22 protein-coding genes are annotated in these 24,845 nt (G+C 47.2%); 14 read left to right on the forward strand and 8 right to left on the reverse strand.

The window, feature by feature from the left end; genetic code table 11:
• Positions 1–241 precede the first annotated feature (241 nt).
• The 3 genes from ppc to metB form a co-directional block, all read right to left on the reverse strand.
• Positions 242–2,878, reverse strand: a complete 2,637-nt coding sequence (gene ppc / locus XBJ1_RS18300; RefSeq protein WP_012990520.1) for a phosphoenolpyruvate carboxylase — start codon at positions 2,876–2,878, stop codon at positions 242–244.
• Positions 2,879–3,244: 366 nt separating this feature from the next.
• Positions 3,245–5,683 carry a bifunctional aspartate kinase/homoserine dehydrogenase II gene (locus XBJ1_RS18305; protein WP_012990521.1) on the reverse strand — a complete coding sequence of 813 codons (2,439 nt, stop codon included), beginning with the start codon at positions 5,681–5,683 and terminating at the stop codon, positions 3,245–3,247.
• Positions 5,684–5,692: 9 nt separating this feature from the next.
• Positions 5,693–6,853 (reverse strand): cystathionine gamma-synthase, encoded by a 1,161-nt coding sequence (metB, locus tag XBJ1_RS18310; RefSeq protein WP_012990522.1) that lies wholly within the window; start codon positions 6,851–6,853, stop codon positions 5,693–5,695.
• Positions 6,854–7,143: 290 nt separating this feature from the next.
• Here metB and metJ point away from each other — a divergent pair, with 290 nt between their 5' ends.
• A complete protein-coding gene (gene metJ, locus XBJ1_RS18315; protein ID WP_012990523.1) occupies positions 7,144–7,461 on the forward strand; it encodes a met regulon transcriptional regulator MetJ in 318 nt (105 codons plus the stop codon).
• Between the two features lie 84 nt (positions 7,462–7,545).
• On the opposite strand, the gene rpmE is transcribed toward metJ, so the two are convergent.
• Positions 7,546–7,761, reverse strand: coding sequence for a 50S ribosomal protein L31 (rpmE, locus tag XBJ1_RS20360; RefSeq protein WP_012990524.1), 216 nt, complete (start codon positions 7,759–7,761; stop codon positions 7,546–7,548).
• Between the two features lie 227 nt (positions 7,762–7,988).
• On the opposite strand from rpmE, the gene priA reads away from it, so the two are divergent.
• From priA to rraA, 7 genes are all read left to right on the forward strand, one after another.
• On the forward strand, positions 7,989–10,187 hold the full coding sequence (gene priA, locus XBJ1_RS18320; RefSeq protein ID WP_012990525.1) for a primosomal protein N': 2,199 nt from the start codon (positions 7,989–7,991) through the stop codon (positions 10,185–10,187).
• 292 nt (positions 10,188–10,479) lie between these two features.
• On the forward strand, positions 10,480–11,505 hold the full coding sequence (gene cytR / locus XBJ1_RS18325) for a DNA-binding transcriptional regulator CytR (protein ID WP_012990527.1): 1,026 nt from the start codon (positions 10,480–10,482) through the stop codon (positions 11,503–11,505).
• Between the two features lie 74 nt (positions 11,506–11,579).
• Positions 11,580–12,368, forward strand: coding sequence for a cell division protein FtsN (gene ftsN, locus XBJ1_RS18330; protein ID WP_012990528.1), 789 nt, complete (start codon positions 11,580–11,582; stop codon positions 12,366–12,368).
• A 137-nt stretch (positions 12,369–12,505) separates the two neighbouring features.
• Positions 12,506–13,036 carry an ATP-dependent protease subunit HslV gene (hslV, locus tag XBJ1_RS18335; RefSeq protein ID WP_012990529.1) on the forward strand — a complete coding sequence of 177 codons (531 nt, stop codon included), beginning with the start codon at positions 12,506–12,508 and terminating at the stop codon, positions 13,034–13,036.
• A gap of 11 nt (positions 13,037–13,047) precedes the next feature.
• Entirely contained in the window at positions 13,048–14,379 is a 1,332-nt protein-coding gene (gene hslU, locus XBJ1_RS18340; RefSeq protein ID WP_012990530.1) for an HslU--HslV peptidase ATPase subunit, read from the forward strand.
• A gap of 110 nt (positions 14,380–14,489) precedes the next feature.
• Positions 14,490–15,407 (forward strand): 1,4-dihydroxy-2-naphthoate polyprenyltransferase, encoded by a 918-nt coding sequence (locus XBJ1_RS18345; protein ID WP_012990531.1) that lies wholly within the window; start codon positions 14,490–14,492, stop codon positions 15,405–15,407.
• A gap of 108 nt (positions 15,408–15,515) precedes the next feature.
• Positions 15,516–16,019 carry a ribonuclease E activity regulator RraA gene (rraA, locus tag XBJ1_RS18350; RefSeq protein ID WP_012990532.1) on the forward strand — a complete coding sequence of 168 codons (504 nt, stop codon included), beginning with the start codon at positions 15,516–15,518 and terminating at the stop codon, positions 16,017–16,019.
• Positions 16,020–16,096: 77 nt separating this feature from the next.
• Here the strand turns inward: rraA and zapB are convergent, their stop codons facing one another.
• Positions 16,097–16,339, reverse strand: a complete 243-nt coding sequence (zapB, locus tag XBJ1_RS18355; RefSeq protein ID WP_012990533.1) for a cell division protein ZapB — start codon at positions 16,337–16,339, stop codon at positions 16,097–16,099.
• 310 nt (positions 16,340–16,649) lie between these two features.
• On the opposite strand from zapB, the gene XBJ1_RS18360 reads away from it, so the two are divergent.
• Together XBJ1_RS18360 and glpK are read left to right on the forward strand one after the other, a co-directional pair.
• On the forward strand, positions 16,650–17,447 hold the full coding sequence (locus XBJ1_RS18360) for an MIP/aquaporin family protein (protein WP_012990535.1): 798 nt from the start codon (positions 16,650–16,652) through the stop codon (positions 17,445–17,447).
• A gap of 69 nt (positions 17,448–17,516) precedes the next feature.
• Positions 17,517–19,040, forward strand: a complete 1,524-nt coding sequence (glpK, locus tag XBJ1_RS18365; protein WP_012990536.1) for a glycerol kinase GlpK — start codon at positions 17,517–17,519, stop codon at positions 19,038–19,040.
• Between the two features lie 91 nt (positions 19,041–19,131).
• Here glpK and emrD read toward each other — a convergent pair whose 3' ends face one another.
• Entirely contained in the window at positions 19,132–20,319 is a 1,188-nt protein-coding gene (emrD, locus tag XBJ1_RS18370) for a multidrug efflux MFS transporter EmrD (RefSeq protein WP_012990537.1), read from the reverse strand.
• Between the two features lie 378 nt (positions 20,320–20,697).
• Between emrD and fpr the strand changes: the two genes are divergently transcribed.
• Complete coding sequence (gene fpr / locus XBJ1_RS18375; RefSeq protein WP_012990538.1) at positions 20,698–21,444, forward strand: ferredoxin--NADP(+) reductase; 747 nt, start codon at positions 20,698–20,700, stop codon at positions 21,442–21,444.
• Between the two features lie 23 nt (positions 21,445–21,467).
• Here fpr and XBJ1_RS18380 read toward each other — a convergent pair whose 3' ends face one another.
• Entirely contained in the window at positions 21,468–21,914 is a 447-nt protein-coding gene (locus XBJ1_RS18380; protein WP_038199530.1) for a DUF805 domain-containing protein, read from the reverse strand.
• 58 nt (positions 21,915–21,972) lie between these two features.
• On the opposite strand from XBJ1_RS18380, the gene XBJ1_RS18385 reads away from it, so the two are divergent.
• From XBJ1_RS18385 to XBJ1_RS21945, 3 genes are all read left to right on the forward strand, one after another.
• Positions 21,973–22,593 (forward strand): DUF1454 family protein, encoded by a 621-nt coding sequence (locus XBJ1_RS18385; protein WP_038199533.1) that lies wholly within the window; start codon positions 21,973–21,975, stop codon positions 22,591–22,593.
• 139 nt (positions 22,594–22,732) lie between these two features.
• Positions 22,733–23,500, forward strand: a complete 768-nt coding sequence (tpiA, locus tag XBJ1_RS18390; RefSeq protein WP_012990542.1) for a triose-phosphate isomerase — start codon at positions 22,733–22,735, stop codon at positions 23,498–23,500.
• 93 nt (positions 23,501–23,593) lie between these two features.
• Complete coding sequence (locus XBJ1_RS21945; RefSeq protein ID WP_162467458.1) at positions 23,594–23,800, forward strand: hypothetical protein; 207 nt, start codon at positions 23,594–23,596, stop codon at positions 23,798–23,800.
• A 25-nt stretch (positions 23,801–23,825) separates the two neighbouring features.
• On the opposite strand, the gene XBJ1_RS18395 is transcribed toward XBJ1_RS21945, so the two are convergent.
• The gene (locus tag XBJ1_RS18395; RefSeq protein WP_012987226.1) at positions 23,826–24,830 is read right to left on the reverse strand and encodes an IS110 family transposase; all 1,005 of its coding nucleotides are present in this window, start codon (positions 24,828–24,830) and stop codon (positions 23,826–23,828) included.
• Positions 24,831–24,845 lie beyond the last annotated feature (15 nt).

The following is a 24,845-nucleotide window of genomic DNA, read 5'->3' on the forward strand; positions in this document are numbered from 1 at the left end:
CTGTGCTCTACGAGCTGCAAAAATCGCTTTGGCATCCGTATATTCAACACCCTCTCCAGCATTTATGGATTAACCTTAATATATTGAATATTATATATAATTGTGACACATAGAAAAAAACAATAGAATCTGCGAATAAAGCTATTAAATTAACCTGAACTCTGGATAAAATAATTCTTAATCAAAAATAAAAAAGCCGAACAGTTCCCCATTCGGCATTTTTCATTCAGAAAATCAAAAGCTAGCCGGTATTGCGCATCCCTGCCGCAACCCCCGCAATCGTCACCATTAATGCTTGTTCAAGGTGCGGATCTGGCTGTTCCTGCTGACGGGAACGCTGTAATAGTTCTGCCTGTAGCACATTCAGCGGGTCGGTATAGACGTTACGCAACGCAATGGATTCCGCAATCCACGGCAAGTCCGCCATTAATTGCTCATCCTGCGAAATCGTCAGCACAGTTTTAATATCCTCTGCCAACTGATTACGCAGCGTTATTCCCAACGGCCACAGTTTTTTATCCACCAAGCGTTGATCATAATATTCCGCCAGCCATAAATCGGCCTTGGCAAATACCATCTCTAACATGGCAATGCGGGTATTAAAGAAAGGCCAGTCGCGACACATATCTGCTAACACCGACAGTTTACCCGCATCAATCACATGTTGCAGCGCTGCTCCCGCACCCAACCATGCTGGCAACATCAGGCGGTTTTGCGTCCAAGCGAATATCCAAGGGATCGCACGCAGGCTTTCTACACCGCCGGTCGGACGACGCTTGGCTGGCCGTGACCCTAAAGGCAATTTCGCCAATTCCTGTTCTGGCGTCGCCGCTCGGAAGTAAGGTACGAATTCGGGCTGCTCACGGACATAATCACGATACATGTCACAGGAAACATCAGAGAGCGTATCCATGACTTGCTTCCACTCCGGTTTTGGCTCTGGCGGCGGCAGTAAATTTGCTTCCAAAATTGCACTGGCATACAACGCCAGACTGCTAATCGTCACCTGTGGTAAACCAAACTTAAAGCGGATCATTTCGCCCTGCTCCGTCACACGTAACCCACCTTTCAGACTGCCCGGCGGCTGAGAAAGCAAAGCGGAATGCGCTGGAGCACCACCACGGCCAATCGTACCACCACGTCCGTGGAACAGCGTCAGCGTTACGCTTTCCTGCTCACACACTTTGATCAACGCATCCTGTGCCCGATATTGCGCCCATGATGCCGCCATCACTCCCGCATCTTTGGCAGAGTCGGAATAGCCAATCATCACCATCTGCTTATCCTGAATCAGCTCGCGATACCAGCCAATTCCCAGTAATTGCTGGATCACACTTTCCGCATTATTCAGGTCATCAAGGGTTTCAAACAACGGTGCAACAGGCAATTTCAGTGAGCAACCCGCTTCTTTCAGTAGCAACTTCACGGCCAGTACATCCGAGGGAACTTTCGCCATAGAAATGACATAGGCTGCAATCGCATCTTGTGGCGATTCGGCAATGACCTTACAGGTTTCGAAGACTTCTAGGGTTTCTTCACTCGGCTGCCAACAATGCGGAATAAGCGGACGTTTTGAATTCAATTCACGCAGCAGAAAAGTTTGTTTCTCCGTTTCTGACCAGCTCGCATAATCTCCGAGCTCCAGATATTGGGTCAGCTCTGCAATGGCATCGGTGTGGCGGGTGCTTTCCTGACGGATATCAATACGCACCAACGACAAACCAAAGCAGCGAATGCGGCGCAAGGTATCCAACAATTGGCCATTAGCGATAATTTCCATACCGCAGGTTTTCAGTGATTGATAGCAGGCATACAGCGGTTGCCACAATTGTTCGTTATGCAGCAGCAAACCCACAGGTGGCAGGACTCGCTCTCCTTTAAGGTGTTTCTCCAGATACGTCAGTGTGCTATTTAATTGCGTCCGCAATTGTTTGGCGATTTCACGGTAAGGTTCCAGCACCCCATCACCACCCGCAAGCTGGCGCAGTTCAGGTGTACACTCCGACATAGAGAGTTCAGAAACTAACACCTGAATATCTTTCAAAAATAGATCCGCTGCTTTCCAGCGACTGAGCAACAATACATGGCGAGTAATTTCTGCGGTAACGTTGGGGTTCCCATCACGATCGCCACCCATCCAAGAAGTGAAACGAATCGGTACGGCTTCCACAGGTAAGCTATAGCCAATGGATTCTTCCAATTGCTCATTGAATTCACGCAGAAATGCAGGAACACCTTCCCACAAACTATTTTCCACCACCGCAAATCCCCATTTGGCTTCATCAATCGGGGTGGGGCGAATTTTGCGGATTTCATCGGTATGCCATGATTGGGCAATCAACTGGCGTAAACGGCGCATGATATTAATGCGTTCATAATCCGCCAGATCATCATGGTCAAGCTGTGACAGACAGGCATTCACTTCGACCAGTTTATGAATCAGAGTACGACGGGCAATTTCGGTAGGGTGTGCCGTCAAGACCAATTCAATGGCAAGTTCATTGACTGCATTGATCAAGTCATCATTACTGAATTTTTTATCTTTCAGCCGATTGAACAAAGCCTCTAGCGCTACAGGATTGCTAGCCGCTTCACCATGCGGTGAAATGCTGTGATATTGTTCGGCAACGTTGGCCAGATTAAGAAACTGGTTAAAGGCCCGAGCAACCGGCAATAACTCATCATTGGATAAATTTTGCAGTGTAGATAAAAGTTGCTGCCGGTCAGCTTCATTTCCTGCACGGGATGATTTGGATAATTTCCTTATCGTTTCAACTTTATCAAGAATGCTTTCTCCCAGTGCTTCTTTGATAGTGTTACCCAATAACTTACCAAGCATACTGACATTACTGCGCATTGCAGAATATTGTTGATTCATGTGGTTTCTGACCTTGTGTTGCTGTATTTAACCTATTTCACCAGATCGTTGATCGATTCAATCGGCATCCACCCTGTTTGCAGAGCATGTTTTTTGTTTATTTCTGAGGCTCTATTCATATCAGAAAACGAGCAATTTGGGCGAATTTTATGAAATTTAATAGCGGATTCTTTTTTATAAGCGGCTCTGATTGCCTGACTCGCGTATGCTCAACAAACAGAAGAATAAGACGTTTTTTATTAATTGGATGGTGATTGAATCGGCTTGTTCCGGTTATCTATCAAACAAAGGTGCAGAAAATAACTTTCCGTAACTAGCAGGGATAAAAATGAGCAATATCCCTGCCGCAAAATTGACTGCCTAAACTTAAAGAAGCTGTGACAAACGGTTCAAATCTGATTGAATCGCTCCTGCCGTCACATCCCGTCCAGCGCCTGGACCACGGATCACCAGTGGATTGTCACGATACCAGCGGCTTTCTATCGCAAAGACATTATCCCCCGGTAATAACGAAGCTAAGGGGTGATCTGCACGCACGGCTTCGACACCAACTTTTGCTTTACCACTGGTGGCATCAAAGCGAGCGACATAACGCAGTACCATGCCCATTTCCTGTGATGCTTCCAACCGCTGGAGCATTTGCTCATTAATAACGGCACTATTTTCAAAGAAGTCTTCGATGGAACCGGTTCTGGCCTCTACTGGCACGAGGGATTCAACACGCACCTGATCAGGCTCTATCTCATAACCCGCCTCGCGAGCCAGAATAATCAGCTTGCGCATTACATCCTGACCGGACAAATCGATACGGGGATCAGGCTCCGTCAATCCTTGCTGCCACGCCTGCTCCACCAAATCACTGAAAGGTACGGAGCCATCAAATTGCAGGAACAGCCATGATAACGTCCCTGAAAAAATACCGCTGATAGACAGAATGGTATCGCCACTTTCCCGCAAATCTCTGACGGAGTGGTTAATCGGCAACCCTGCACCAACGGTCGCATTGTATAACCAATGACGGCCGGTTTTTGCAAAAGCATCGCGAACCATGCGATAAGTGTTACTGTTTGAAGAACCTGCAATTTTATTGGCGCTGATGACATGAAAGCCATAGCTGGCGAAATCAATATAGTCTTTAGCCAACTCCTCGCTTGCAGTGACATCCAACACCACCAAATCGTCATAAGGGTGCGCTCTCATCCACAAAAACAGCGCATCGTCTTCATGTTGAGTGGCTTCATCACCAAAGAATGCCAATGCTCGACTCGCATCAAGCCCCTGATAATTCAGCAAGCTCCGACGACTGTCCACAATCCCCGCCAAAATAAATTCAAAACCACTGCGGGCAGAAATATTCTTCTGTTCACGAGCGAACAATTCTAGCCAACGTGAGCCAATGTTTCCCTTGCCAAACAGCACCAGACCAATGCGTTTTTCTGCCCGGAACAGACTTTGGTGCAATCCCTGAATCAAATGTGAAGTCTGGCTCAGGCGCAGAACAGCAACAAGGCTGATACCCTCTTCCGCATGCCAGATAAATTCAATGGGCTGGTCTTTAAGCTGCTGATAAAAACGGTGGCTATGCAACGGATTCTTGCACACTCCCGCCCCGACCAAAGCCACCAGCGCCAATCCTTCTCGCAAAGACAATTTTCCTGGCAAAGACGCATCCTGCAACACATCGAGAGCACTGTTCACGACTTCAGAGGTATAACAAAGCTGAATCAAATTACAGTCAGCGTGCAGACCTGTCGCCAACGGCCGAATTTGTGCGCGTTTCAGCAATGAATCAATGTCCTTGTAAATCTGCTTGAAATCATGGGCAGAAGAAATATGCAGTTCAATCAGACAGACATCATCATGACTGGTCACGATTTTCGCCCCAGTACCTGTTGCCAGCACCCGCTCAATGCGGGTAGATCCTTGTTCAGGCTGGTAGCTGCAACGCAATTGCAAGTCGATATCACTGACGGAAACAGGCTGCAAAGTGCGGGTATGAAGGACGGGTGCCGCCAGACGCGCCAGTTCACTGGCTTCATCCAAACGCAGTAAAGGCAACAGGCACGCATCCTTTACTTTACGCGGATCAGCACTGTAAACACCCGCTACGTCGCTCCAAATCGTCACTTTTTTGGCGCCTGCCAGTGCACCAACCTGTGTGGCAGAATAATCACTGCCATTACGTCCCAGCAGTACGGTTTCTCCTTTCTGATTTCTGGAGATAAACCCCGTGACCACCAAACGCTTACTGGGATTTTGGATCAACAGTTGGCTCAGTAAAGGCTGGGACAAGTTCACATCAACCTGCGGCTGGGCAGCGCGTTCTGCCCGCAGAAATTGGCGTGCATCCAGCCATGCACTGGAAATACCCTTATGCTCAAGCACAGCCGCCATCAAACGGGCTGACCAGATTTCACCATGCCCGACCACCTCGGCGTACGTAATGTCAGTAATCGGTTTGTCCAGCAATACACTTAATTTTTCCAGGTCCGAGATAAAATGTGCTACGAGTTCTTCCGCAATCACTTCAGGCAATAAACCTCTGATCAGCTCCTGCTGATAACGCCTCAATGATTGCTGTACTTGATGTGCTGAGATGCGGTCACTCTGGCTCAGTTTCAACCAATCAATAAGCTGATTGGTTGTACTCCCTGCTGCCGATACCACCATCAAATCACCCGGCTGGCTATAATTCGCCATAATTTCTGCAACCCGCTGATAGCATTTCACATCGGCAAGGCTGCTGCCGCCAAATTTATGTAACTGGCGGCCAAATTCCGCCCCCGCTGTTGCCAGTGCACTCATGATTAATGATTACCTCGTTGCTGCTGCCTGAAACGCTTTGTCCAGATCCGCAATTAAATCCTGACTATCTTCAATTCCTACAGAGACACGAAGAAGTGAATCCGTGATCCCTGCCTGCGCCCTTGCTTCTGCCGCCATTCCCGCATGTGTCATCGTCGCAGTATGAGAAATCAACGACTCTACACCACCGAGAGATTCAGCCAGAGTAAATAATTTTAACGCAGATAAAAAATGGCGTAGGGTTTGTTCATCACCATCAAGTTCAAAACTCAGCATCGCCCCAAAGCCTGTTTGTTGTTTAAGGGCAATTTCATGCCCGGGATGATTTTTCAAAGCAGGGTAGTAGAGTTTTTTCACTTGTGGCTGTTGTTGCAGGTACTCAGCAATAGCCGCTGCGTTATTCTGCTGTAGCATTACCCGTGCAGACAGGGTACGAATACCCCGCAACAGCAGGTAGCTGTCAAAGGCGGCACCTGTGATACCAATATTGTTTGCCCACCACGCCAGATTTTCTGCGATCACGGGATCTTTGGCGATAATCGCCCCCGCAATCAGATCGGAATGCCCATTCAGGTACTTCGTACAGGAGTGAACAACTAAATCAGCGCCCAAATCCAATGGCTTTTGCAATACAGGACTCAAGAAAGTGTTATCAACAACCGCCAGTGCTCCAACTTTATGCGCCAACCCACAGATATATTGAATATCAACAATGCGCAGCAGAGGATTACTCGGCGTTTCTATCAGCACCAGTTTTGGCTTTTGCGCCAGAGCCTGTTTCAGGGCTTGATTATCCGACTGATCAACAAAAATAACGTTGTACGCCCCACGTTTACTCAGACTGTCAAACAGGCGGTAACTACCGCCATAACAATCATGGGGAGCCACCAATAAATCCCCCGGTTGCAAGAAAACGGTACACAGCAGGTGAATCGCCGACATGCCGCTGCTGGTCATGACTGCCCCCGCTCCACCTTCCAGCTCAGCCAGAACCTGCTGAACGACATCCCGGCTGGGATTTCCACGTCGGGAATAGTCATGTGCCCTTGGCTCATTGAAACCAGTGAAATTATATGTGCTGGAAAGATAGATAGGCGGAACTACACAACCATATTGTTCATCAATATTTGCACCACTTTGAACCGCGACTGTTGCTTGTTTGCATCCCATAACCTTTGCCCGTCACTTTATTATTGGAGTCACCAAAGAATAACGACTGGAAAGATAGACGTCAATACATCTAGACATCTAAAATCATTTAAGGTTTAATTGCACAATTGGCTCATTGTCCCCATTTTTTATGTTAGCTCCGGGCATATTTTACGAATTAGTGCTGCCATAGCGATATAGCCAATAGGGGAATTATGCTAAAATAATGAATTACCGACATGAAAACAGATCAGAAACTTCCCGTTTTTCTGGTTTCAATTGTTTGATTTCAAGACTATTTAAGGTATCTCATGGCTGAGTGGAATGGTGAGTATGTCAGCCCTTATGCTGAACATGGCAAAAAAAGTGAACAAGTCAAAAAAATTACGGTTTCAATTCCATTAAAGGTCTTGAAAATACTGACTGATGAGCGCACTCGTCGTCAAGTGAATAATCTGCGTCATGCAACAAATAGCGAATTGCTGTGTGAAGCGTTTCTTCATGCTTTCACTGGACAGCCCTTGCCTAATGATGATGATTTACGTAAAGAGCGTCATGATGAAATCCCAGAGGCAGCGAAAGACATAATGCGTGAGCTCGGTATTGATCCTGAAACATGGGAATACTGATGCAAACAAAAACGCCCGATGCAAACATCGGGCGTTTTTGTTTCAACCGTACTGCCTGTAAAGTTTACAGGCAGAAAATGGTCATTACTTACTAGAGCCTGGAACGCTGAAACGTTTGTTGAAGCGATCAACACGACCACCGGTCGCAACGTCACGCTGCTTGCCTGTGTAGAACGGGTGGCATTCACCACAAACGTCCAGATTCAGGTTGTGATTAACGGTAGAGTTGATAGTGATAACGTTACCGCAAGAGCAAGATGCAGTAATTGCTTCGTATTTAGGATGAATACCTTTTCTCATAGGAAACCTCTGTTAAGGCCGTGTCGCTATCCAGCCTTGTTGCCGCCAGACACCACACGTCGTGTTGATTGAAATAAGCTCGGTAATTTCTGTACCAAAGGCGGCGGATCATACAGAATATCGGTTTATTGCGCAATGAAATCTGCTGATTTGCTATGATACCCTTATCACTGTATTTTTCTTTAGCTGTTCCTATGTCTGGTCATTAATTATCCGGAAATCGCCTTATGACAGTTGTTCAGGTTGCGCTGCCTGTACCCTTAACCCGCTCTTTTGATTATCTATTACCCGAAGGATTACCGTTGCCCATGACAGGTGTGCGGGTGCTTGTGCCGTTTGGCAAGCGCAATGCAATAGGCATTGTCACTGGAACCGCAGGCAACAGCCAAATTCCCCTTGAACAGCTCAAGCCACTTGCCGCGATCCTTGATGCACAACCGCTTTTCCCTGACGACCTTTGGCAATTGCTCCAGTGGTCAGCCTGCTATTATCACTATCCACTGGGAGAAGTATTATTCCATGCCATGCCCGTCTTACTGCGACAGGGAAAACCCGCCGAATTTACTCCACTTTGGCAATGGCAGGTTACAGAAGCAGGCCATGAATTCCCTCTGGAGCAGCTTAAGCGTTCCGTTAAACAGCAACAAGCGCTGGCTTCGCTACGCCTGAAACCCATTTACCGTCATCAAATTTCTGAACTGGAATTCAGCGAAAGCGCACTGCAATCATTGAAAAAGAAAGCGCTGATTGATCTGCATCCGATACAGCCGGAGGCAGAAAACTGGCATGAGCAGTTTCAGATTATTGGTGAACGACTACAACTCAATACAGAGCAGGCCACCGCAGTCGGCACTGTCCGAGCAGAAGATCAGATTTTTTCTCCATGGTTGCTTGCGGGTATTACGGGTTCAGGCAAAACTGAAGTGTATCTTAGTGTGCTGGAAAATATTCTCGCACAGGGAAAACAAGCGCTGATTTTAGTCCCGGAAATTGGTCTGACTCCGCAAACTATCCGCCGATTCAGAGAACGTTTCAATGCACCTGTCGATGTCCTGCACTCCGCCTTAAATGACAGTGAACGCCTGTCGGTATGGCTACGAGCCAAACGGGGAGATAACGCGATTGTCATTGGTACGCGTTCCGCATTGTTCACCCCCTTTGCCCATCTGGGCGTCATCATTATCGATGAAGAACATGACAGCTCCTATAAACAGCAAGAGGGCTGGCGCTATCACGCCCGTGATTTGGCCGTGTTCCGAGCCAAGAAAGAAAACATTCCCATCATGATGGGTACAGCAACGCCGGCTCTAGAAACGCTGTTCAATGTGCAGCAGGGGAAATATCGACAATTGACACTGACCCAACGAGCAGGTGAAGCCAAGCCTGCAGTTCAGCATTTGCTGGATTTGAAAGGCTTGCCATTGACAGTCGGTTTATCCCAGCCGCTCATCAATCGCATTGGTGAGCATCTGAAAGCGGATAATCAAGTCATCCTGTTTCTGAACCGCCGTGGTTATTCCCCCGCTTTGCTTTGCCATGAATGTGGCTGGATAGCGGAATGCCAACGCTGCGATCACTACTACACTCTGCACCAGAGCCATCGCCATCTGCGTTGCCATCACTGTGACAGCCAGCGTCCGATCCCGCGCCAATGCCCCCAGTGTGGCACTACTCATTTAATTCCCGTCGGATTAGGAACCGAGCAGCTTGAAGATGGCATCACAAAATTGTTTCCTGATATTCCCGTTACCCGTATCGATCGGGACACCACCAGCCGCAAGGGAGCATTGGAACAACAACTGGCGGCAGTGCACCAAGGTGGTGCCCGTATTTTAATTGGTACTCAGATGTTGGCGAAAGGCCACCATTTCCCAGATGTCACTTTAGTCGTCTTGCTTGATGTTGATGGCGCTCTGTTTTCTGCCGATTTCCGGGCGGCTGAACGTTTCGCTCAACTGTATACCCAAGTCTCCGGCCGCGCGGGACGGGCGGGTAAACGAGGGGAAGTTGTCCTTCAGACCCACCATCCCGAACATCCACTCTTGCAGGTGTTGCTGGAAAAAGGTTATGACGCATTTGCCCGTCAAGCGATGGAAGAACGTCAACAAGTGTTTCTGCCGCCGTTTGCCAGCCACATTCTGCTCCGTTCAGAAGACCACGACAATCAGCAAGCCCCTGCTTTTTTGCAGCAAATGCGTCAATTATTTGAACATCACGCTCTGCGTGATGAGCATTTATGGATCATGGGGCCAGTTCCCGCATTACAGGCCAAACGTGGTGGCCACTTTCGCTGGCAATTACTGATTCAACACCCTTCACGTATTTTTCTACAGAAAATGATGGCGGCAATTTATCCGCAAATCACCGCGCTCCCACAGGCACGCAAGGTGAAATGGAACATTGATGTTGATCCCACAGAAGGCTGATAGCAGAAATTGAAAATGGCGCGTTGTCGCAAAGGCCCCAAATCAAACAGAACATTCTGAAAAAACAGAGACAATTATTTCCTTAATTTGCGAAGTAACTCTGATAAATGATTCCTATCACATTTTTTATGCAAACAAAGTAACAGATTGATCTGTTACTTTGTTTAAAATGCACTTATTAATATGACTGTAGAAAATGAACCGCCAGCGTTTCCCTCTCCGGAATGACTGGCGTTTTTTTAGCAGCCAGGAAGCAACCGTTTCGCTGCCTGTAGAAAGTAAGGAGTGAACTATGGAAAAAAAGAATGGCACATTAGCAACCATGAAAGATGTCGCCAATGTGGCTGGTGTTTCTACCGCAACTGTATCAAGAACCCTTATGAATCCTGACAAGGTTTCTGCCCGTACCCGTCAGAAAGTAGAAAGTGCCGTACTGGAAGTAGGCTACTATCCTCATAACCTTGCCAAAAATTTAAGACGCAATGAATCCAGAGCAATCTTGGTTATTGTTCCCAATATCAGCGACCCTTTCTTTACCGAAGTCATTCGCGGTATTGAAGAAACAGCAGCAGAGCATGGCTATCTGGTTCTGATTGGCGACTGTAAGCATCAGCAGCAACAAGAACATGCCTTTATCAATCTTCTGATTACCAAACGGATTGACGGCATGGTGCTGCTTGGCTCAAACATTCCTTTCGATGTTTCCAAAGAAGAACAAAAAAACCTGCCACCAATGGTTATGGCCAACGAATTCGCACCTGATCTGGAACTACCGACTGTCCACATTGACAATCTGACTTCAGCTTTCAACGCTACCTATCACTTACAAAAACTGGGACACAAGCGCATCGCTTGTATTACAGGGCCAGAAACGATGCCACTGTGCCATTACCGGCTTCAGGGCTACATTCAGGCATTGCACCGTACGGGGGAAGCGATCCGCGAAGATTATATTGTCAGGGGCGATTTTACCCATGAAAGCGGAGCGGAATTGGCAGAGATCCTACTTAACCTGCCAGAGCCACCCAGCGCGATTTTCTGCCATAGTGATATCATGGCTATTGGCGCAATGTGGCAAGCCAAGAAAATGGGATTAAAATTACCAGAAGATCTGTCAGTTATTGGCTTTGATAATTTAAATCTGGCGCAATACAGCGAGCCACCGCTAACAACCGTGGCACAGCCATGTTATGAGATTGGGTATTATTCAATACTGTTGTTGCTGGAGCAGCTTCAAGGCCGCATGGTTTCCAAAGGTTCACGATTATTGGATGCAGAATTGCTCATTCGTGCGAGCACTTGTTCGCCTAAAAGCTAGGCAAATAACCGCAGATTCAGTAACATTAGTTATCTATCCCTTAATTTTTTTAAACAACTTCAGCGAATTAAATAGTGGCACAACGAGATTATGTAAGTCGCGGGCGTTCTAATCCCCGTCAGAAAGGCACTGGTAAGAAAAAAAATCAGGCTCAAGGATTACCCAAAACTACATTAGCCGTTGCCGTGGCCTTGGTGGTCATGTTTATTGGTGGCCTTTATTTCATCGCACACACTAAGAACGATAGTGCACAAAATACACCACCACCCGCTCATCATGCCAAAAACCAGGGACTACCGCCAAAACCGGAAGAACGCTGGACTTACATTAAAGAGTTGGAAAACCGTCCTGTTGGACTTCCTTCGACACAGGAACCGACTTCTGCTAATCAACCAACCAACCAACCAGCAAAACTAACGCAAGAACAACTCCAATTACTTGCACAGATGGAGGCAGATATTCGCCAGCCCCCAACGCCATTAAAAGAAGTGCCTTACAACAGTGAACCTGTTCCTCGCTCACAGGTCATTATCACCTTGCCTGAACAAAAGCCGTTTGTTGCACAAGAAAAGACCCCGCCAGCACAATCTCTGGCCCCCAATGAAACCAATAAATCACCGAAGCCTGCGATAAATGAATCCAAGCTGATGCTACAGTGTGGCTCATTTCGAACAACAGAGCAGGCAGAATCCGTTCGTGCCAGCCTCGCATTCGCAGGCATTGAGAGCCAGATTACAACAAAAGACAATTGGAACCGGGTTGTAGTAGGGCCTTATAAAAACAAGGAATCCGCGGAAAAAATGCGCAGCCATGTTACAGATGCGGGTGTACCTGGCTGTATTCTCCGCCCTTCCGGGGGTTGAAAAACCAGAAAAATACCCCATCTTAATCGCTAATAACAGACACACGGTGCTTTTCCAGCAATACAGCTTGCAATTGTGGCATAACAAGCCAAAGTACCGTGTGTAACGTCTTCTATTTTGTAACCAGGGGCTAACTCGTGACTACAATCGTAAGTGTTCGCCGTAATGGCCAGGTCGTCATCGGTGGTGATGGACAAGCAACAATGGGTCATACCGTCATGAAAGGCAATGTCCGCAAAGTACGCCGCCTATACAATGACAAAGTCATCGCGGGTTTTGCCGGCGGCACCGCAGATGCATTTACTCTGTTCGAGCTGTTTGAACGCAAACTCGAAATGCATCAGGGGCATCTGACCAAAGCAGCCGTTGAACTTGCCAAAGACTGGCGAACAGATCGCATGCTTCGCAAGCTGGAAGCTCTTCTTGCGGTAGCAGATGAAAATGCTTCTCTGATCATTACAGGTAACGGTGATGTGATTCAACCAGAAAATGACCTGATTGCCATTGGTTCCGGTGGTTCATACGCACAGGCAGCCGCCCGGGCAATGCTGGAAACGACCGAACTCAGCGCCAGGGAAATCGCAGAACGCGCCCTGACTATTGCAGGCGATATCTGTATCTACACCAACCATAATCACAACTTCGAAGAACTGCCTTCAAAAGCGTAAGGATAGATAGCATGTCTGAAATGACTCCTCGCGAAATTGTCAGCGAACTTGACAACCACATTATCGGTCAGGATAAAGCAAAACGCGCTGTCGCCATTGCTCTGCGTAACCGCTGGCGTCGTATGCAGTTGGATGAAACACTGCGTCATGAAGTTACCCCGAAAAATATTTTGATGATAGGCCCAACCGGTGTCGGTAAAACCGAAATTGCCCGTCGTCTGGCAAAACTGGCCAACGCGCCTTTTATCAAAGTTGAAGCGACCAAATTCACAGAAGTCGGTTATGTTGGTAAAGAAGTCGATTCAATTATCCGTGATTTGACTGATGCGGCCGTAAAAATGGTGCGTCTGCAATCTATTGAGAAAAACCGCTATCGTGCCGAAGAGTTAGCCGAAGAACGCATTCTGGATGTTTTGCTCCCACCAGCGAAAAACAACTGGGGGCAAACAGAAACCCAATCCGAACCTTCTACTGCCCGTCAAGCATTCCGCAAGAAGCTGCGCGAAGGGCAGTTAGACGACAAAGAAATCGAAATTGACGTCGCATCTGCACCTGTTGGCGTGGAAATCATGGCTCCTCCAGGCATGGAAGAGATGACCAACCAACTGCAATCTATGTTCCAGAACCTTGCTGGTCAGAAGCAAAAAACACGCAAAATGAAAATCAAGGATGCGTTCAAGCTGCTGGTGGAAGAAGAAGCCGCAAAACTGGTTAATCCTGAAGAGCTGAAACAGCAGGCCATTGATGCCGTTGAGCAGCACGGCATCGTCTTTATCGATGAGATCGATAAAATCTGTAAACGTGGCCAGACTTCCGGCCCAGATGTTTCCCGTGAAGGCGTCCAACGCGATCTGCTGCCACTGGTTGAAGGCTGCACCGTTTCTACCAAACACGGCATGGTAAAAACCGATCACATCCTGTTCATCGCCTCCGGCGCGTTTCAGGTTTCCAGCCCTTCCGACCTGATCCCTGAGCTTCAGGGTCGTCTGCCAATTCGTGTTGAGCTGCAAGCGCTGACAACAGAAGACTTTGAACGGATCCTGACAGAACCTAACGCTTCACTGACTGAACAGTATAAGGCGTTAATGGCGACAGAAGGCATGAATATCGATTTCACAACTGACGGCATCCGCAAACTCGCCGAAGCCGCATGGCGAGTAAATGAAACGACCGAAAATATTGGTGCCCGCCGTCTGTATACTGTGCTTGAACGCATGATGGAAGATATTTCTTTCGACGCCAGTGAACGTCAAGGACATTCGGTTGAAATCAATGCCGATTACGTTAAAGAGCATTTGGATGAGCTCGTTGCAGATGAAGATCTGAGCCGATTTATTTTATAATCGGCAACCTGAGCCTTATTCACTCGCAATGAAGAAATGGGAGGCTTGCCTCCCATTTCTTCATTTTCATTGCAATAAAATTTATCATACCAACAATACGTAATAACAATATGAATTCAACAACGTCTATCAGTCAGATGCAGGCATGGTTGGAAAGCTTGCGCCCCAAAACGCTCCCACTTGCCGTGGCAGCTGTCGTGAGCGGTTCTGCCCTTGCAGCATGGACAGGCCATTTCAAGTGGCCTGTGGCGTTGCTGGCTTTATTGACTGCTGCCCTGCTGCAAATCCTTTCCAACCTCGCCAATGATTATGGTGATGTCGCTAAAGGCAGCGATACAGAAAAGCGTATTGGCCCGATGCGTGGTATGCAAAAAGGTGTGATTACGGCCGAACAGATGAAAACCGCCTTGAAGATCACTGTGCTGACCTCCTGTTTATCGGGGATTGCTCTCATCACCGTCGCCTGTAACAGCCCAAGCGATATCATCGGCTTTCTGGCGCTGGGAGTACTGGCTATCGTTGCGGCCATCACTTACACCGTGGGAACCAAACCCTATGGCTATATGGGGCTGGGCGATCTTTCCGTCCTGATTTTTTTTGGCTGGCTGAGTGTCATTGGCACCTATTACCTGCAAGCCAATACTTTTGATCTGAGTACCGTGCTGCCAGCAACCGCCTGTGGCTTACTCTCCGTGGCAGTCTTGAATATTAATAACTTGCGCGATATAGAAAGTGATCGCCAAAATGGTAAAAATACGCTGGCCGTCAGGCTGGGAGCAAAAAAAGCCCGCTATTACCACGCAGCTCTGCTGATCTGTGCCATCCTCTGTCTTGCCGCCTTTACACTCCTGCACCTGAAGAGCTGGTCTGGCTGGTTATTCCTGCTCGCCGTTCCCCTGCTGTTGAAGCATATGTGGAAGGTACTGCACGATCAGACATCAGAAGGCATGCGCCCAATGCTGGTACAAATGGTCAAAGCCGCATTATTGACTAATGTTCTGTTTTCCATCGGATTGGTATTTAATTAAGCGAGTAAGTATCAGTTTTACACATAAGTTTTAAGATTGATGATTTTGCCAACACTAGCTTGAAAAGGATATACTGTCTGTCCTTTGCATAAACCAGACGTAAATCCCATGAAATATGATACTTCCGAACTTTGTGATATCTATCAAGAAGATGTGAACGTGGTAGAACCTTTATTCTCCAACTTTGGTGGACGTACTTCATTTGGTGGTCAAATCATCACGGTGAAATGCTTTGAAGACAATGGCCTGCTTTATGATGTGCTGGAAGAAAATGGCAGTGGCCGTATTTTACTCGTTGATGGTGGCGGGTCTGTCCGCAAAGCGCTGGTTGATGCCGGGCTGGCTCAGCTTGCCGTCAGCAATGAGTGGGAAGGCATTGTTGTCTATGGTGCAGTACGTCAGGTCGATTCCCTTGCAGAGCTTGATATCGGCATTCAGGCGATGGCTGCGATCCCAGCAGGCTCTAACAGTGAAGGCATCGGAGAAAGTGATATCAGGGTGAATTTTGGCGGAGTGACTTTCTTTTCCGGCGATTATCTCTACGCTGATAATACTGGCATGATTTTATCAGATGTCCCGTTGGAAATTGACGAAGAAGATGATGAAGTATGATCACTTCATCATCTATTATGTCAAAATGTTAAAGAGGGCGTATTCATCGCCCTTCTCAACAAAACGGCAATACTGATTTACTGCACATCTTCCATTTTACCCAGCAAAGTCCGCAAACGTTCTTGCCACGCCAGTTGTTCCTGTTTGAACTGTTCATTCTCACGCACCAACGAGTCGTGGCTACTTGCCGCACTTTGGATATCCTGAGACAACGCTGCGTTCCTTTCTTTCAGTTCTTCAATTTCCATTTGCAGGAGAGTTATGGTATCAATCGCCTGCTGAACTTTAGATTCTAGCTTTTCAAAAACTTCAAATGACATTCTCGAGCCCTCTTTTAAGCAATTCCTTGATTGTATTTAGCCAGTTAAGGCCTGTCTAGTTTCATCCTTTCAATGTTCGTTATAACGAGAAATATAGTGACTAATCCGAAATGCAAGCGAGATCACATTTCCATGATGAACAAAACCCCAGTCAAATGCGAATTCGCTCATTTTGTTGACGCAACACGCAGATTTCAATTTCGCTATTTCTCGTTTACGCTCATTAACGATAAATTCACAGTCATCTTTCTTTTAAGAAAAGAAAGCACTAATAATTAATTTCCTCTGTTCTTTTTTATAGGATCTAGAAATGAGCCAGACCACCACACCAACATTATCAGGTCAATGCATTTCAGAATTTTTGGGTACTGCATTGCTCGTTTTCTTCGGCTTAGGCTGCGTTGCCGCTGCCCGACTGGCAGGTGCACAACTGGGGCTATGGGAAATCAGCATTATCTGGGGCTTCGGTGTTGCCCTCGCTGTTTATCTGACTGCCGGAATTTCAGGTGCACACCTCAATCCCGCAGTCACCATCGCCTTATGCCTTTTTGCCAGTTTTGACAGAAAAAAAGTGCTCCCTTACATCATTGCCCAAATGCTCGGCGGATTTGCCGCTGCCGCCATTGTCTATATGATGTATTACAACCTTTTCCTTGATTATGAGCAAGTTCACAACATTGTTCGTGGTTCACAGGAAAGCCTTTTCACGGCTGGTGTATTCTCCACTTATCCTGCGTCACAGCTATCTGTATTACACGCGTTTATTGTCGAGATTATCATTGCAGCTGTCTTACTTTGCCTGATTCTGGCACTGACAGACGATGGCAATGGCATTCCGCGCGGCCCAATGGCTCCGCTGTTAATCGGCATTTTGATTGCCGTTATCGGTGGTTCATTTGGTTCTTTGACCGGATTTGCTCTGAACCCAGCCCGTGATTTTGGCCCTAAACTAGTCGCTTATTTAGCTGGCTGGGGAGATATTGCCCTGACAGGAGGCAGAGACATTCCTTATTGTCTTGTGCCGTTGGTAGCCCCCTTCATTGGTGCAATTCTAGGCGCACTCGGTTATCGAAAACTGATTGCCCGCCATTTACCGCGTGCGGTGTAAAGTTGCCATATTGAAAAATGGCAGCAAATAAAAATAAAAAATGAATAAATTAAATACCAGGTTATCATTATGACAATAGAAAATATCACTGAAAAAAAATATATCGTCGCCCTCGATCAAGGGACAACCAGTTCACGAGCTGTCGTACTCGATCACGATGCCAATATTGTCTGTATTTCACAGCGTGAATTCCCGCAAATCTACCCCAAACCAGGCTGGGTAGAGCACGACCCAATGGAAATCTGGGCCAGCCAAAGCTCAACATTGGTCGAAGTGCTGGCAAAATCTGATATCAGTTCAGATCAAATTGCCAGCATAGGGATCACTAACCAGCGAGAAACAACGATTGTCTGGGAAAAAGAAACAGGTAGGCCAGTTTATAACGCGATTGTATGGCAATGTCGCCGAACAGCAGATATTTGTACCAAATTAAAACAAAAAGAAGGATTAGAAGAATATATCCGCCACAATACTGGCTTGGTTGTCGATCCTTACTTCTCCGGAACAAAAATAAAATGGATTCTGGATAATGTAGAAGGCATCCGCCATCGTGCTGAAAATGGCGAACTGTTATTCGGTACAGTCGATACCTGGCTCGTCTGGAAAATGACTCAGGGTCGTGTGCATGTGACCGATTACACCAATGCTTCCCGCACCATGCTATTCAATATCCACAATCTCGATTGGGATCAGAAAATCCTTGATGAGCTGGATATTCCCCGCATTATGCTGCCAAAAGTGTCATCTTCGTCAGAGATTTATGGTCAGACCAATATTGGTGGTAAAGGTGGCACACGCATTCCTATCGCGGGTATTGCAGGCGACCAGCAGGCAGCCCTGTACGGCCAATTGTGTGTTCATCCCGGCATGGCAAAAAATACTTACGGGACAGGCTGCTTCCTGCTGATGAATACAGGAACAGATGCAGTACGTTCCAGTCACGGCCTGCTGACCACTATTGCCTGCGGGCCACGGGGTGAAGTGAACTATGCACTGGAAGGCGCTGTCTTCGTTGGCGGCGCGTCTATCCAATGGCTACGTGATGAATTGAAACTCATCGCCGATGCGGCGGATTCCGAATATTTCGCCACTAAAGTGAAGGACAGCAATGGTGTGTACGTTGTACCAGCCTTTACTGGCCTAGGCGCACCTTACTGGGACCCTTACGCCCGTGGCGCTATTTTCGGCCTGACTCGTGGTGCGAACAGCAACCATATTATTCGCGCCACGCTAGAATCTATCGCTTACCAGACCCGTGATGTATTGGATGCAATGCAGGCTGACTCCGGCACACGCCTGAAATCCCTGCGTGTAGATGGTGGGGCTGTCGCTAACAATTTCCTGATGCAATTCCAGGCCGATATTCTGGGTACTCGTGTAGAACGCCCTGACGTACGTGAAAGTACAGCGTTGGGTGCCGCCTTCCTCGCTGGCCTGGCCGTCGGTTTCTGGAAAGACCTTGATGAAGTGAAGAGCAAAGCGACAATCGAAAAAGAGTTCCGTCCGGGCATCGAAACCACTGAGCGAAACCATAAATATAATGGCTGGAAAAAAGCGGTTGCCCGCGCTCAGGAATGGGAAGACCGCGCTTAAGAAAATACGGAAATCAAAGCTCTGACAAGCATACCGCTCTGTCAGAGCCTTTTAGCGGGAATGCGCGTTCCCGCCAGATGCTATTACGGTTTTATGAGGCCGTATGCTCCTGGCGCTGAACGCGCTGGGAAATAGGTAACCAACAGAACAAAATAAGCAGTGCCATGGAAAACATCAGCATACCGACGCTGAACTGGCTATTTTGCGGCAACATCGCCGACAACCATGTCGTCACGCCAGAACCAACATTCTGCAATCCACCCACCAGCGCCCCCGCAGCTCCAGCCAAATAAGGAAATGGCTCCATAGCACCAGTGGTAGCCAATGGAAACAGCATACCGGCACCGAAAAAGAATAAAGTTGCAGGGATCAGCAGTGTCCAGACATTCATAATACCGAACCAGCCGGGCAGCCACATCAATACGCCTGCCAGCAAACAGCACATGACAGAATGCCACATCAGCCGATAAAACGTTTTGCCATCACGCCCCGCATACCACGCACCCAAAAATGCGGCAGGGATCGGCAAAATAAACAGGATACTGACCGTTAAGCTATCCAATCCCAATACAGCGCCCATCAACACACCGCTACTGGCTTCAAAAACCGCGACGCCAGCCAGACCACCAACCAGCATAATCAGGTAGGCAACAAAAGCACTATTGGAGAGTAATTGCTGGAAAGAAACCAGCATGGTGCTCTGTTTTGTCTGCACAGGGCGGGTTTCCGGCAAGTGTTGGAACAAAAAGAAGGCTACTGTTGCCCCCAATGATAGCAGGAACCAATAGCAGGCACGCCAACCAAAATAATAACCAACCATGCCACCTATCATCGGTGCCAGCAAAGGGCTGACCAGCACGGCCATATTTAGCAGACTATTAGCATAACGCAACGACGTCCCGGTATATAAATCCCTCGGCATGGTGCGCACCATAACCCCCGCCACCCCCGTTCCCAGCCCCTGAAATACACTGGCAATCACCAGCACCAGCAAACTGGAGGCAAACAATGCGCAGGTTGTTGCCACCAGAAAAAGGGTCATTCCGGCCAAAATCACTGGGCGGCGACCAATCTTATCGGATAACGGCCCATAAAAAATCTGTGAAATCCCGTAAGAAAACAAGTATGCCGCCATGACTCTTTGTACTTCGCCAGCAGGCTGACCAAAATCACTCGCCATATCTGCAATAACAGGCACATAAATTGTTTGTGTCATCTGACCCACCGCAGCCAGAGCAATCAACATCACTAATAAATTAAAGTGTTCTATTTTTCTCATCGCATTTACATACAATTTATTTAAGTACAGTTGATTAAACTAAAATTTATTTAAGTTCAGTTTAATCAATGGATAACGCGCAACAACAAAGCCCTCAGGTTTTCAATTAAGTGCCTGAAGTACCGACTTCGTTAGATGTGATTGACTTAACAAATTTATATTCTTTCCAGACAGGATACAATTTCACATGAAGAAAAAATAACAGTGATATTATCCATATATGTCAATAAAAGTGTACATATATAACCAAGGCATTGGCATAAATAAAGACAATCAAACTGTAACACGTAATCGATAAGTCTATTCCCGACAATCACGTAGAATTGTCATAAAAATCATCAATTCATGCAGTGTTTTTTTGTAGAGAGGCTAATTGTAATGGCAAACTGGGTTACAGGAAAAGTTACCGACATAACCAATTGGACAGATTCACTATTCAGCATCAAAGTTCATGCACCGATTGAAAGATTTACCGCCGGCCAATTCGCAAAATTGGCTCTCGAAATTGAAGGCGAACGTATCCAACGCGCTTATTCTTACGTTAATTCCCCCGACGACAATAGCCTGGAATTTTATTTAGTTACCGTTCCTGAAGGGAAACTCAGCCCCCGGCTCGCAGAATTAAAGAATGGGGAGGAACTCCTCGTTACAGAACAGGCAGCGGGTTTTTTTGTCCTTGATGAAATCCCCGATTGCCAAACCCTATGGATGCTTTCAACCGGTACAGCCATTGGCCCTTACCTTTCCATTCTCCAACAAGGGGAGAATCTGGAACGGTTTGAAAATATTGTTTTGGTTCATGCCGTGAGACTGGAACAAGATTTGAGTTATTTGCCGATGATGCAACAACTAGAAAAAAAGTTTCAAGGCAAATTAAGAATCCAGACCATTGTCAGCCGTGAAAAATGCCCAGATTCACTCATGGGCAGAATTCCGGCATTAATTGAAAGTGGCGAGCTGGAAGCTGCCGTTGGTTTACCGATGCAGGCAGAAAACAGTCACATTATGCTGTGTGGGAATCCCCAAATGGCCAAGGACACCCAACAGCTTCTGAAAGAACAACGCAATATGGCAAAACACCTGCGCCGTAAACCAGGGCATATCACCAGCGAACAATATTGGTAATCACAGCATCGCTAACCCGCTAATCAGCGTTTTGGGGCTGGTTCACTGGCAGAAATATACTCAACCGTTTCTGCCATCTCACCAAAACGGTTTGATCCTTCCATACCACGAAATACACCGCAATCCAGCACAATCATAACGAAAATCAGCGTTGGAATGAAACGACCAATCCCCCATTGCCAGATAGGTGTCATTGCGCTCCAATCAAGGGAAAGCAATACCCAGGCCAAAACCAGCAGTAACATCCATCCACCACGTTTATTTCGGTCATGCAGACGTTTCGCTATAATCGCTGCTGTCGGGTACAGGATCAAAGCGATACCCGCTGTAGCATAATGCATGGGGAGGGTGTTCAGGCCATGCAAGGTCAAAAGCATAAATATCAGGGCGAAACAGATGCCGATACCGATCCAGAATTCCCGTCGCCCAATTCGGCCTTTGAATGAGAATCCCCATTGTTGTAATGTCATGTATTCTTTTCCAATTGTGGATGCTGTTTTTCCGGTATTTACACTCAACGAGTACAACATGAAAACAGGCATGAATAAACTTCTGATGACAATATTAATCGCTTTTGGTATCAGTTTGCCATTATCCGCTTTAGCAGGCGAGCCTTCTGTCACACCGGACACGCGCTCACAGTTGATGTATTTACTGCCTGATTCCCCCACTTTCGAGGAAACCATTCCTGTATTTCGGGAAAAATACAACAAAAAATACCCTGAAATCCCCCTGCATGAATATAAAGTGATTGTAAGTAAAGATATCTCCCTGCCTTTCATTCGTGCCGCCAGCAAGATTAACGAAAAAATTTATTCTTCGGCAGTACTGGAACGAGGCAGCGAAAAAATTAAAAGCCTGCAAATTACCCTGCTGCCACCACAAAGCGAACCTGAGAAAGAACACAATCTCGCACTGATAAAACAGTATATTACTGCGCTGATCAGCCAATTCGAGCCCACGCTTTCCCCAGAACAAGCCAACAAACAATTAGAAAGACTTTTACAGGCTGCGCAAAGCCACCGATTTTTCAGCCAAAAAATCGGTGCGATACGTTATGTCATCGTAAACAGCAGCGAAAATATAATGACCTTCGCAATTGAACCGATTAAGCTATCGTTATCTGACGCACCCGCGAGCAAAAATTAGTGACGCAGCGCAGAGCTATTCGCACCGATGATCTTTATACTGTCGGGATTCCACTTATAGGGAATGGCACAAATGCTATTCCCTATAAGCGTGTTAATTCAGATCGCAATTTGATTATTTTCTGGTTGGAGGGAAAAACATGCGACATCCATTAGTTATGGGAAACTGGAAATTAAATGGCAGTACCCACATGGTTAACGACCTGATTGCAGGCCTGCGTAAAGAACTGAGCAATGTTGACGGCTGTGGCGTCGCTATCGCACCACCAACAGTTTATGTTTCTCTGGCAAAAAATGCACTGGCTGGCAGCCGTATCGCTCTGGGTGCACAAGATGTTGACGTTAACCTTTCTGGTGCATTCACCGGCGAAACATCCGCTGAAATGCTGAAAGATGTGGGCGCGAAATATATCATTATCGGTCATTCTGAGCGCCGGACTTACCATAAAGAAAGCGATGAGCTGATTGCGAAAAAATTCACCATCCTGAAAGAACAAGGACTGATTCCCGTTCTGTGCATTGGTGAAACCGAACAGGAAAATGAAGCAGGCCAAACCGAAGCCGTATGCGCACGCCAAATCGATGCTGTTCTGAATACACTGGGTGCCGAAGCCTTCAAAGATACCGTTATCGCATACGAGCCCGTCTGGGCAATTGGTACGGGTAAATCAGCGACTCCTGCACAAGCACAGGCTGTTCATAAATTTATCCGTGATCATATCGCGAAGCAAGATGCAGCTATCGCTGGACAGGTCATCATTCAATACGGCGGTTCCGTCAATGCCGGCAACGCGGCAGAACTGTTCACCCAGCCAGATATCGATGGTGCTCTGGTTGGTGGTGCATCCCTGAAAGCCGATGCTTTCGCCGTTATTGTGAAAGCCGCTGCCGAAGCGAAAAAGGCATAACACGATTTAATTGTCGCTCAAACAATTAACAATAAAGAAAATGCCTATAAAATCTATGGTCCCCACCTTTTTTGCAACACTGATTTTTGATTGATGTTGGCTTGCTTAAATCTATCCGGCGTCACTATGGGCAGGGATGCCCGCGCCTCGATGAGTTCCGCACCTGATAAGCCTAAAAAACCGCACGGCTTCAGAGAGCCATTTTTTATGTCAGGATTCCATCAGGTCGATAAGCCGTTCATGTCATCAATAATCAGTCTTCGCAAAACCAGATTGGGAACTGCTTTAATTAACGATTAACCTGCCAGTCAGACTGGCGTCGTCGTTACCTTTCGAACACAGTTTGCCGTGTTGTGATTGCCCAGGCTATCCGGGCTAATTTGTTGGCCAGCGCACAGGCCACAACATTTGAGTGTTTTCGCTCAAGCTGAGCCTTTACCCATTCAGCCAGCCTTCCTGACTGATAATCGATTCTCTGGATAAAGACTCTGGCGCACTGGACAAGTAACCGTCGCAGATTTTTGTCTCCGCGTTTACTTATCCCTAAAAGCGTATTTTTGCCACCCGTGCTGTACTGGCGTGGTACCAGACCGGTTGAAGCAGCAAAATCCCGGCTACAGCCATACTGCTTACCATCGCCCAGCTGCGATGATAAGACGCTGGCAGTTATCGGACCCACGCCCGGTATTGTCTGAAGACGCTGTCCTGTTTCATCACGTCTCAGCTCCTGCTCCAGTGCCGTCTCAAGCTCGGTGAGCTGTTCGACAAGATAAAGATAATGGGCATGTAAACGCATCAGCAACTGTGCCAGATAGGGAGGAAGTTCGTTCTCTGCCAAGACGGTTGAAAGTCTTTTTATCACGGCGGTTCCGATCGGCATACTGATGCCAAATTCCAGTAAAAAAGCGTGCATCTGATTAGTGGTTTTAACCCTGTCTCTGACCAGTGATTCTCTGACCCGATGCAGGGCGCGCATAGCTTGTTGCGCCTCTGTTCGTGGTTGCACAAATCGCATGGAGGGACGAGATGCAGCTTCGCATATGGCTTCAGCATCCACAAAATCGTTCTTGTTGCTCTTTACAAAAGGACGAACAAATTGTGGAGAAATCAGCTTCGCTTCGTGACCAAAAGCAGCGATCCGGCGAGCCATAAAGTGAGCACCGGCGCAGGCTTCCATTACAACAGTCGCTGATGGCGATCCCGCTAAAAACTCCATCAGTCTGGCGCGGGTAAATTTTTTACGCAGCAGGGCCTTTCCTGATTTGTCCTGACAGTGAACGTGGAAAGAATGTTTGCCGAGATCAATACCAATAAGCGTAACGTTTTGCATGATGGTCTTCTCCTG

Source organism: Xenorhabdus bovienii SS-2004 (assembly GCF_000027225.1).
GTDB classification, from domain to species: Bacteria; Pseudomonadota; Gammaproteobacteria; order Enterobacterales; family Enterobacteriaceae; genus Xenorhabdus; species Xenorhabdus bovienii_C.

Bases quoted from the DNA above. Each gene is read 5' to 3' on its own strand.
- ppc (WP_012990520.1), bottom strand. From the start codon at position 2,878: ATGAATCAACAATATTCTGCAATGCGCAGTAATGTCAGTATGCTTGGT.
- XBJ1_RS18305 (WP_012990521.1), bottom strand. From the start codon at position 5,683: ATGAGTGCACTGGCAACAGCGGGGGCGGAATTTGGCCGCCAGTTACAT.
- metB (WP_012990522.1), bottom strand. From the start codon at position 6,853: ATGGGATGCAAACAAGCAACAGTCGCGGTTCAAAGTGGTGCAAATATT.
- metJ (WP_012990523.1), top strand. From the start codon at position 7,144: ATGGCTGAGTGGAATGGTGAGTATGTCAGCCCTTATGCTGAACATGGC.
- rpmE (WP_012990524.1), bottom strand. From the start codon at position 7,761: ATGAGAAAAGGTATTCATCCTAAATACGAAGCAATTACTGCATCTTGC.
- priA (WP_012990525.1), top strand. From the start codon at position 7,989: ATGACAGTTGTTCAGGTTGCGCTGCCTGTACCCTTAACCCGCTCTTTT.
- cytR (WP_012990527.1), top strand. From the start codon at position 10,480: ATGGAAAAAAAGAATGGCACATTAGCAACCATGAAAGATGTCGCCAAT.
- hslU (WP_012990530.1), top strand. From the start codon at position 13,048: ATGTCTGAAATGACTCCTCGCGAAATTGTCAGCGAACTTGACAACCAC.
- XBJ1_RS18345 (WP_012990531.1), top strand. From the start codon at position 14,490: ATGAATTCAACAACGTCTATCAGTCAGATGCAGGCATGGTTGGAAAGC.
- rraA (WP_012990532.1), top strand. From the start codon at position 15,516: ATGAAATATGATACTTCCGAACTTTGTGATATCTATCAAGAAGATGTG.
- zapB (WP_012990533.1), bottom strand. From the start codon at position 16,339: ATGTCATTTGAAGTTTTTGAAAAGCTAGAATCTAAAGTTCAGCAGGCG.
- XBJ1_RS18360 (WP_012990535.1), top strand. From the start codon at position 16,650: ATGAGCCAGACCACCACACCAACATTATCAGGTCAATGCATTTCAGAA.
- glpK (WP_012990536.1), top strand. From the start codon at position 17,517: ATGACAATAGAAAATATCACTGAAAAAAAATATATCGTCGCCCTCGAT.
- emrD (WP_012990537.1), bottom strand. From the start codon at position 20,319: ATGAGAAAAATAGAACACTTTAATTTATTAGTGATGTTGATTGCTCTG.
- fpr (WP_012990538.1), top strand. From the start codon at position 20,698: ATGGCAAACTGGGTTACAGGAAAAGTTACCGACATAACCAATTGGACA.
- XBJ1_RS18380 (WP_038199530.1), bottom strand. From the start codon at position 21,914: ATGACATTACAACAATGGGGATTCTCATTCAAAGGCCGAATTGGGCGA.
- XBJ1_RS18385 (WP_038199533.1), top strand. From the start codon at position 21,973: ATGAAAACAGGCATGAATAAACTTCTGATGACAATATTAATCGCTTTT.
- tpiA (WP_012990542.1), top strand. From the start codon at position 22,733: ATGCGACATCCATTAGTTATGGGAAACTGGAAATTAAATGGCAGTACC.
- XBJ1_RS21945 (WP_162467458.1), top strand. From the start codon at position 23,594: ATGTTGGCTTGCTTAAATCTATCCGGCGTCACTATGGGCAGGGATGCC.
- XBJ1_RS18395 (WP_012987226.1), bottom strand. From the start codon at position 24,830: ATGCAAAACGTTACGCTTATTGGTATTGATCTCGGCAAACATTCTTTC.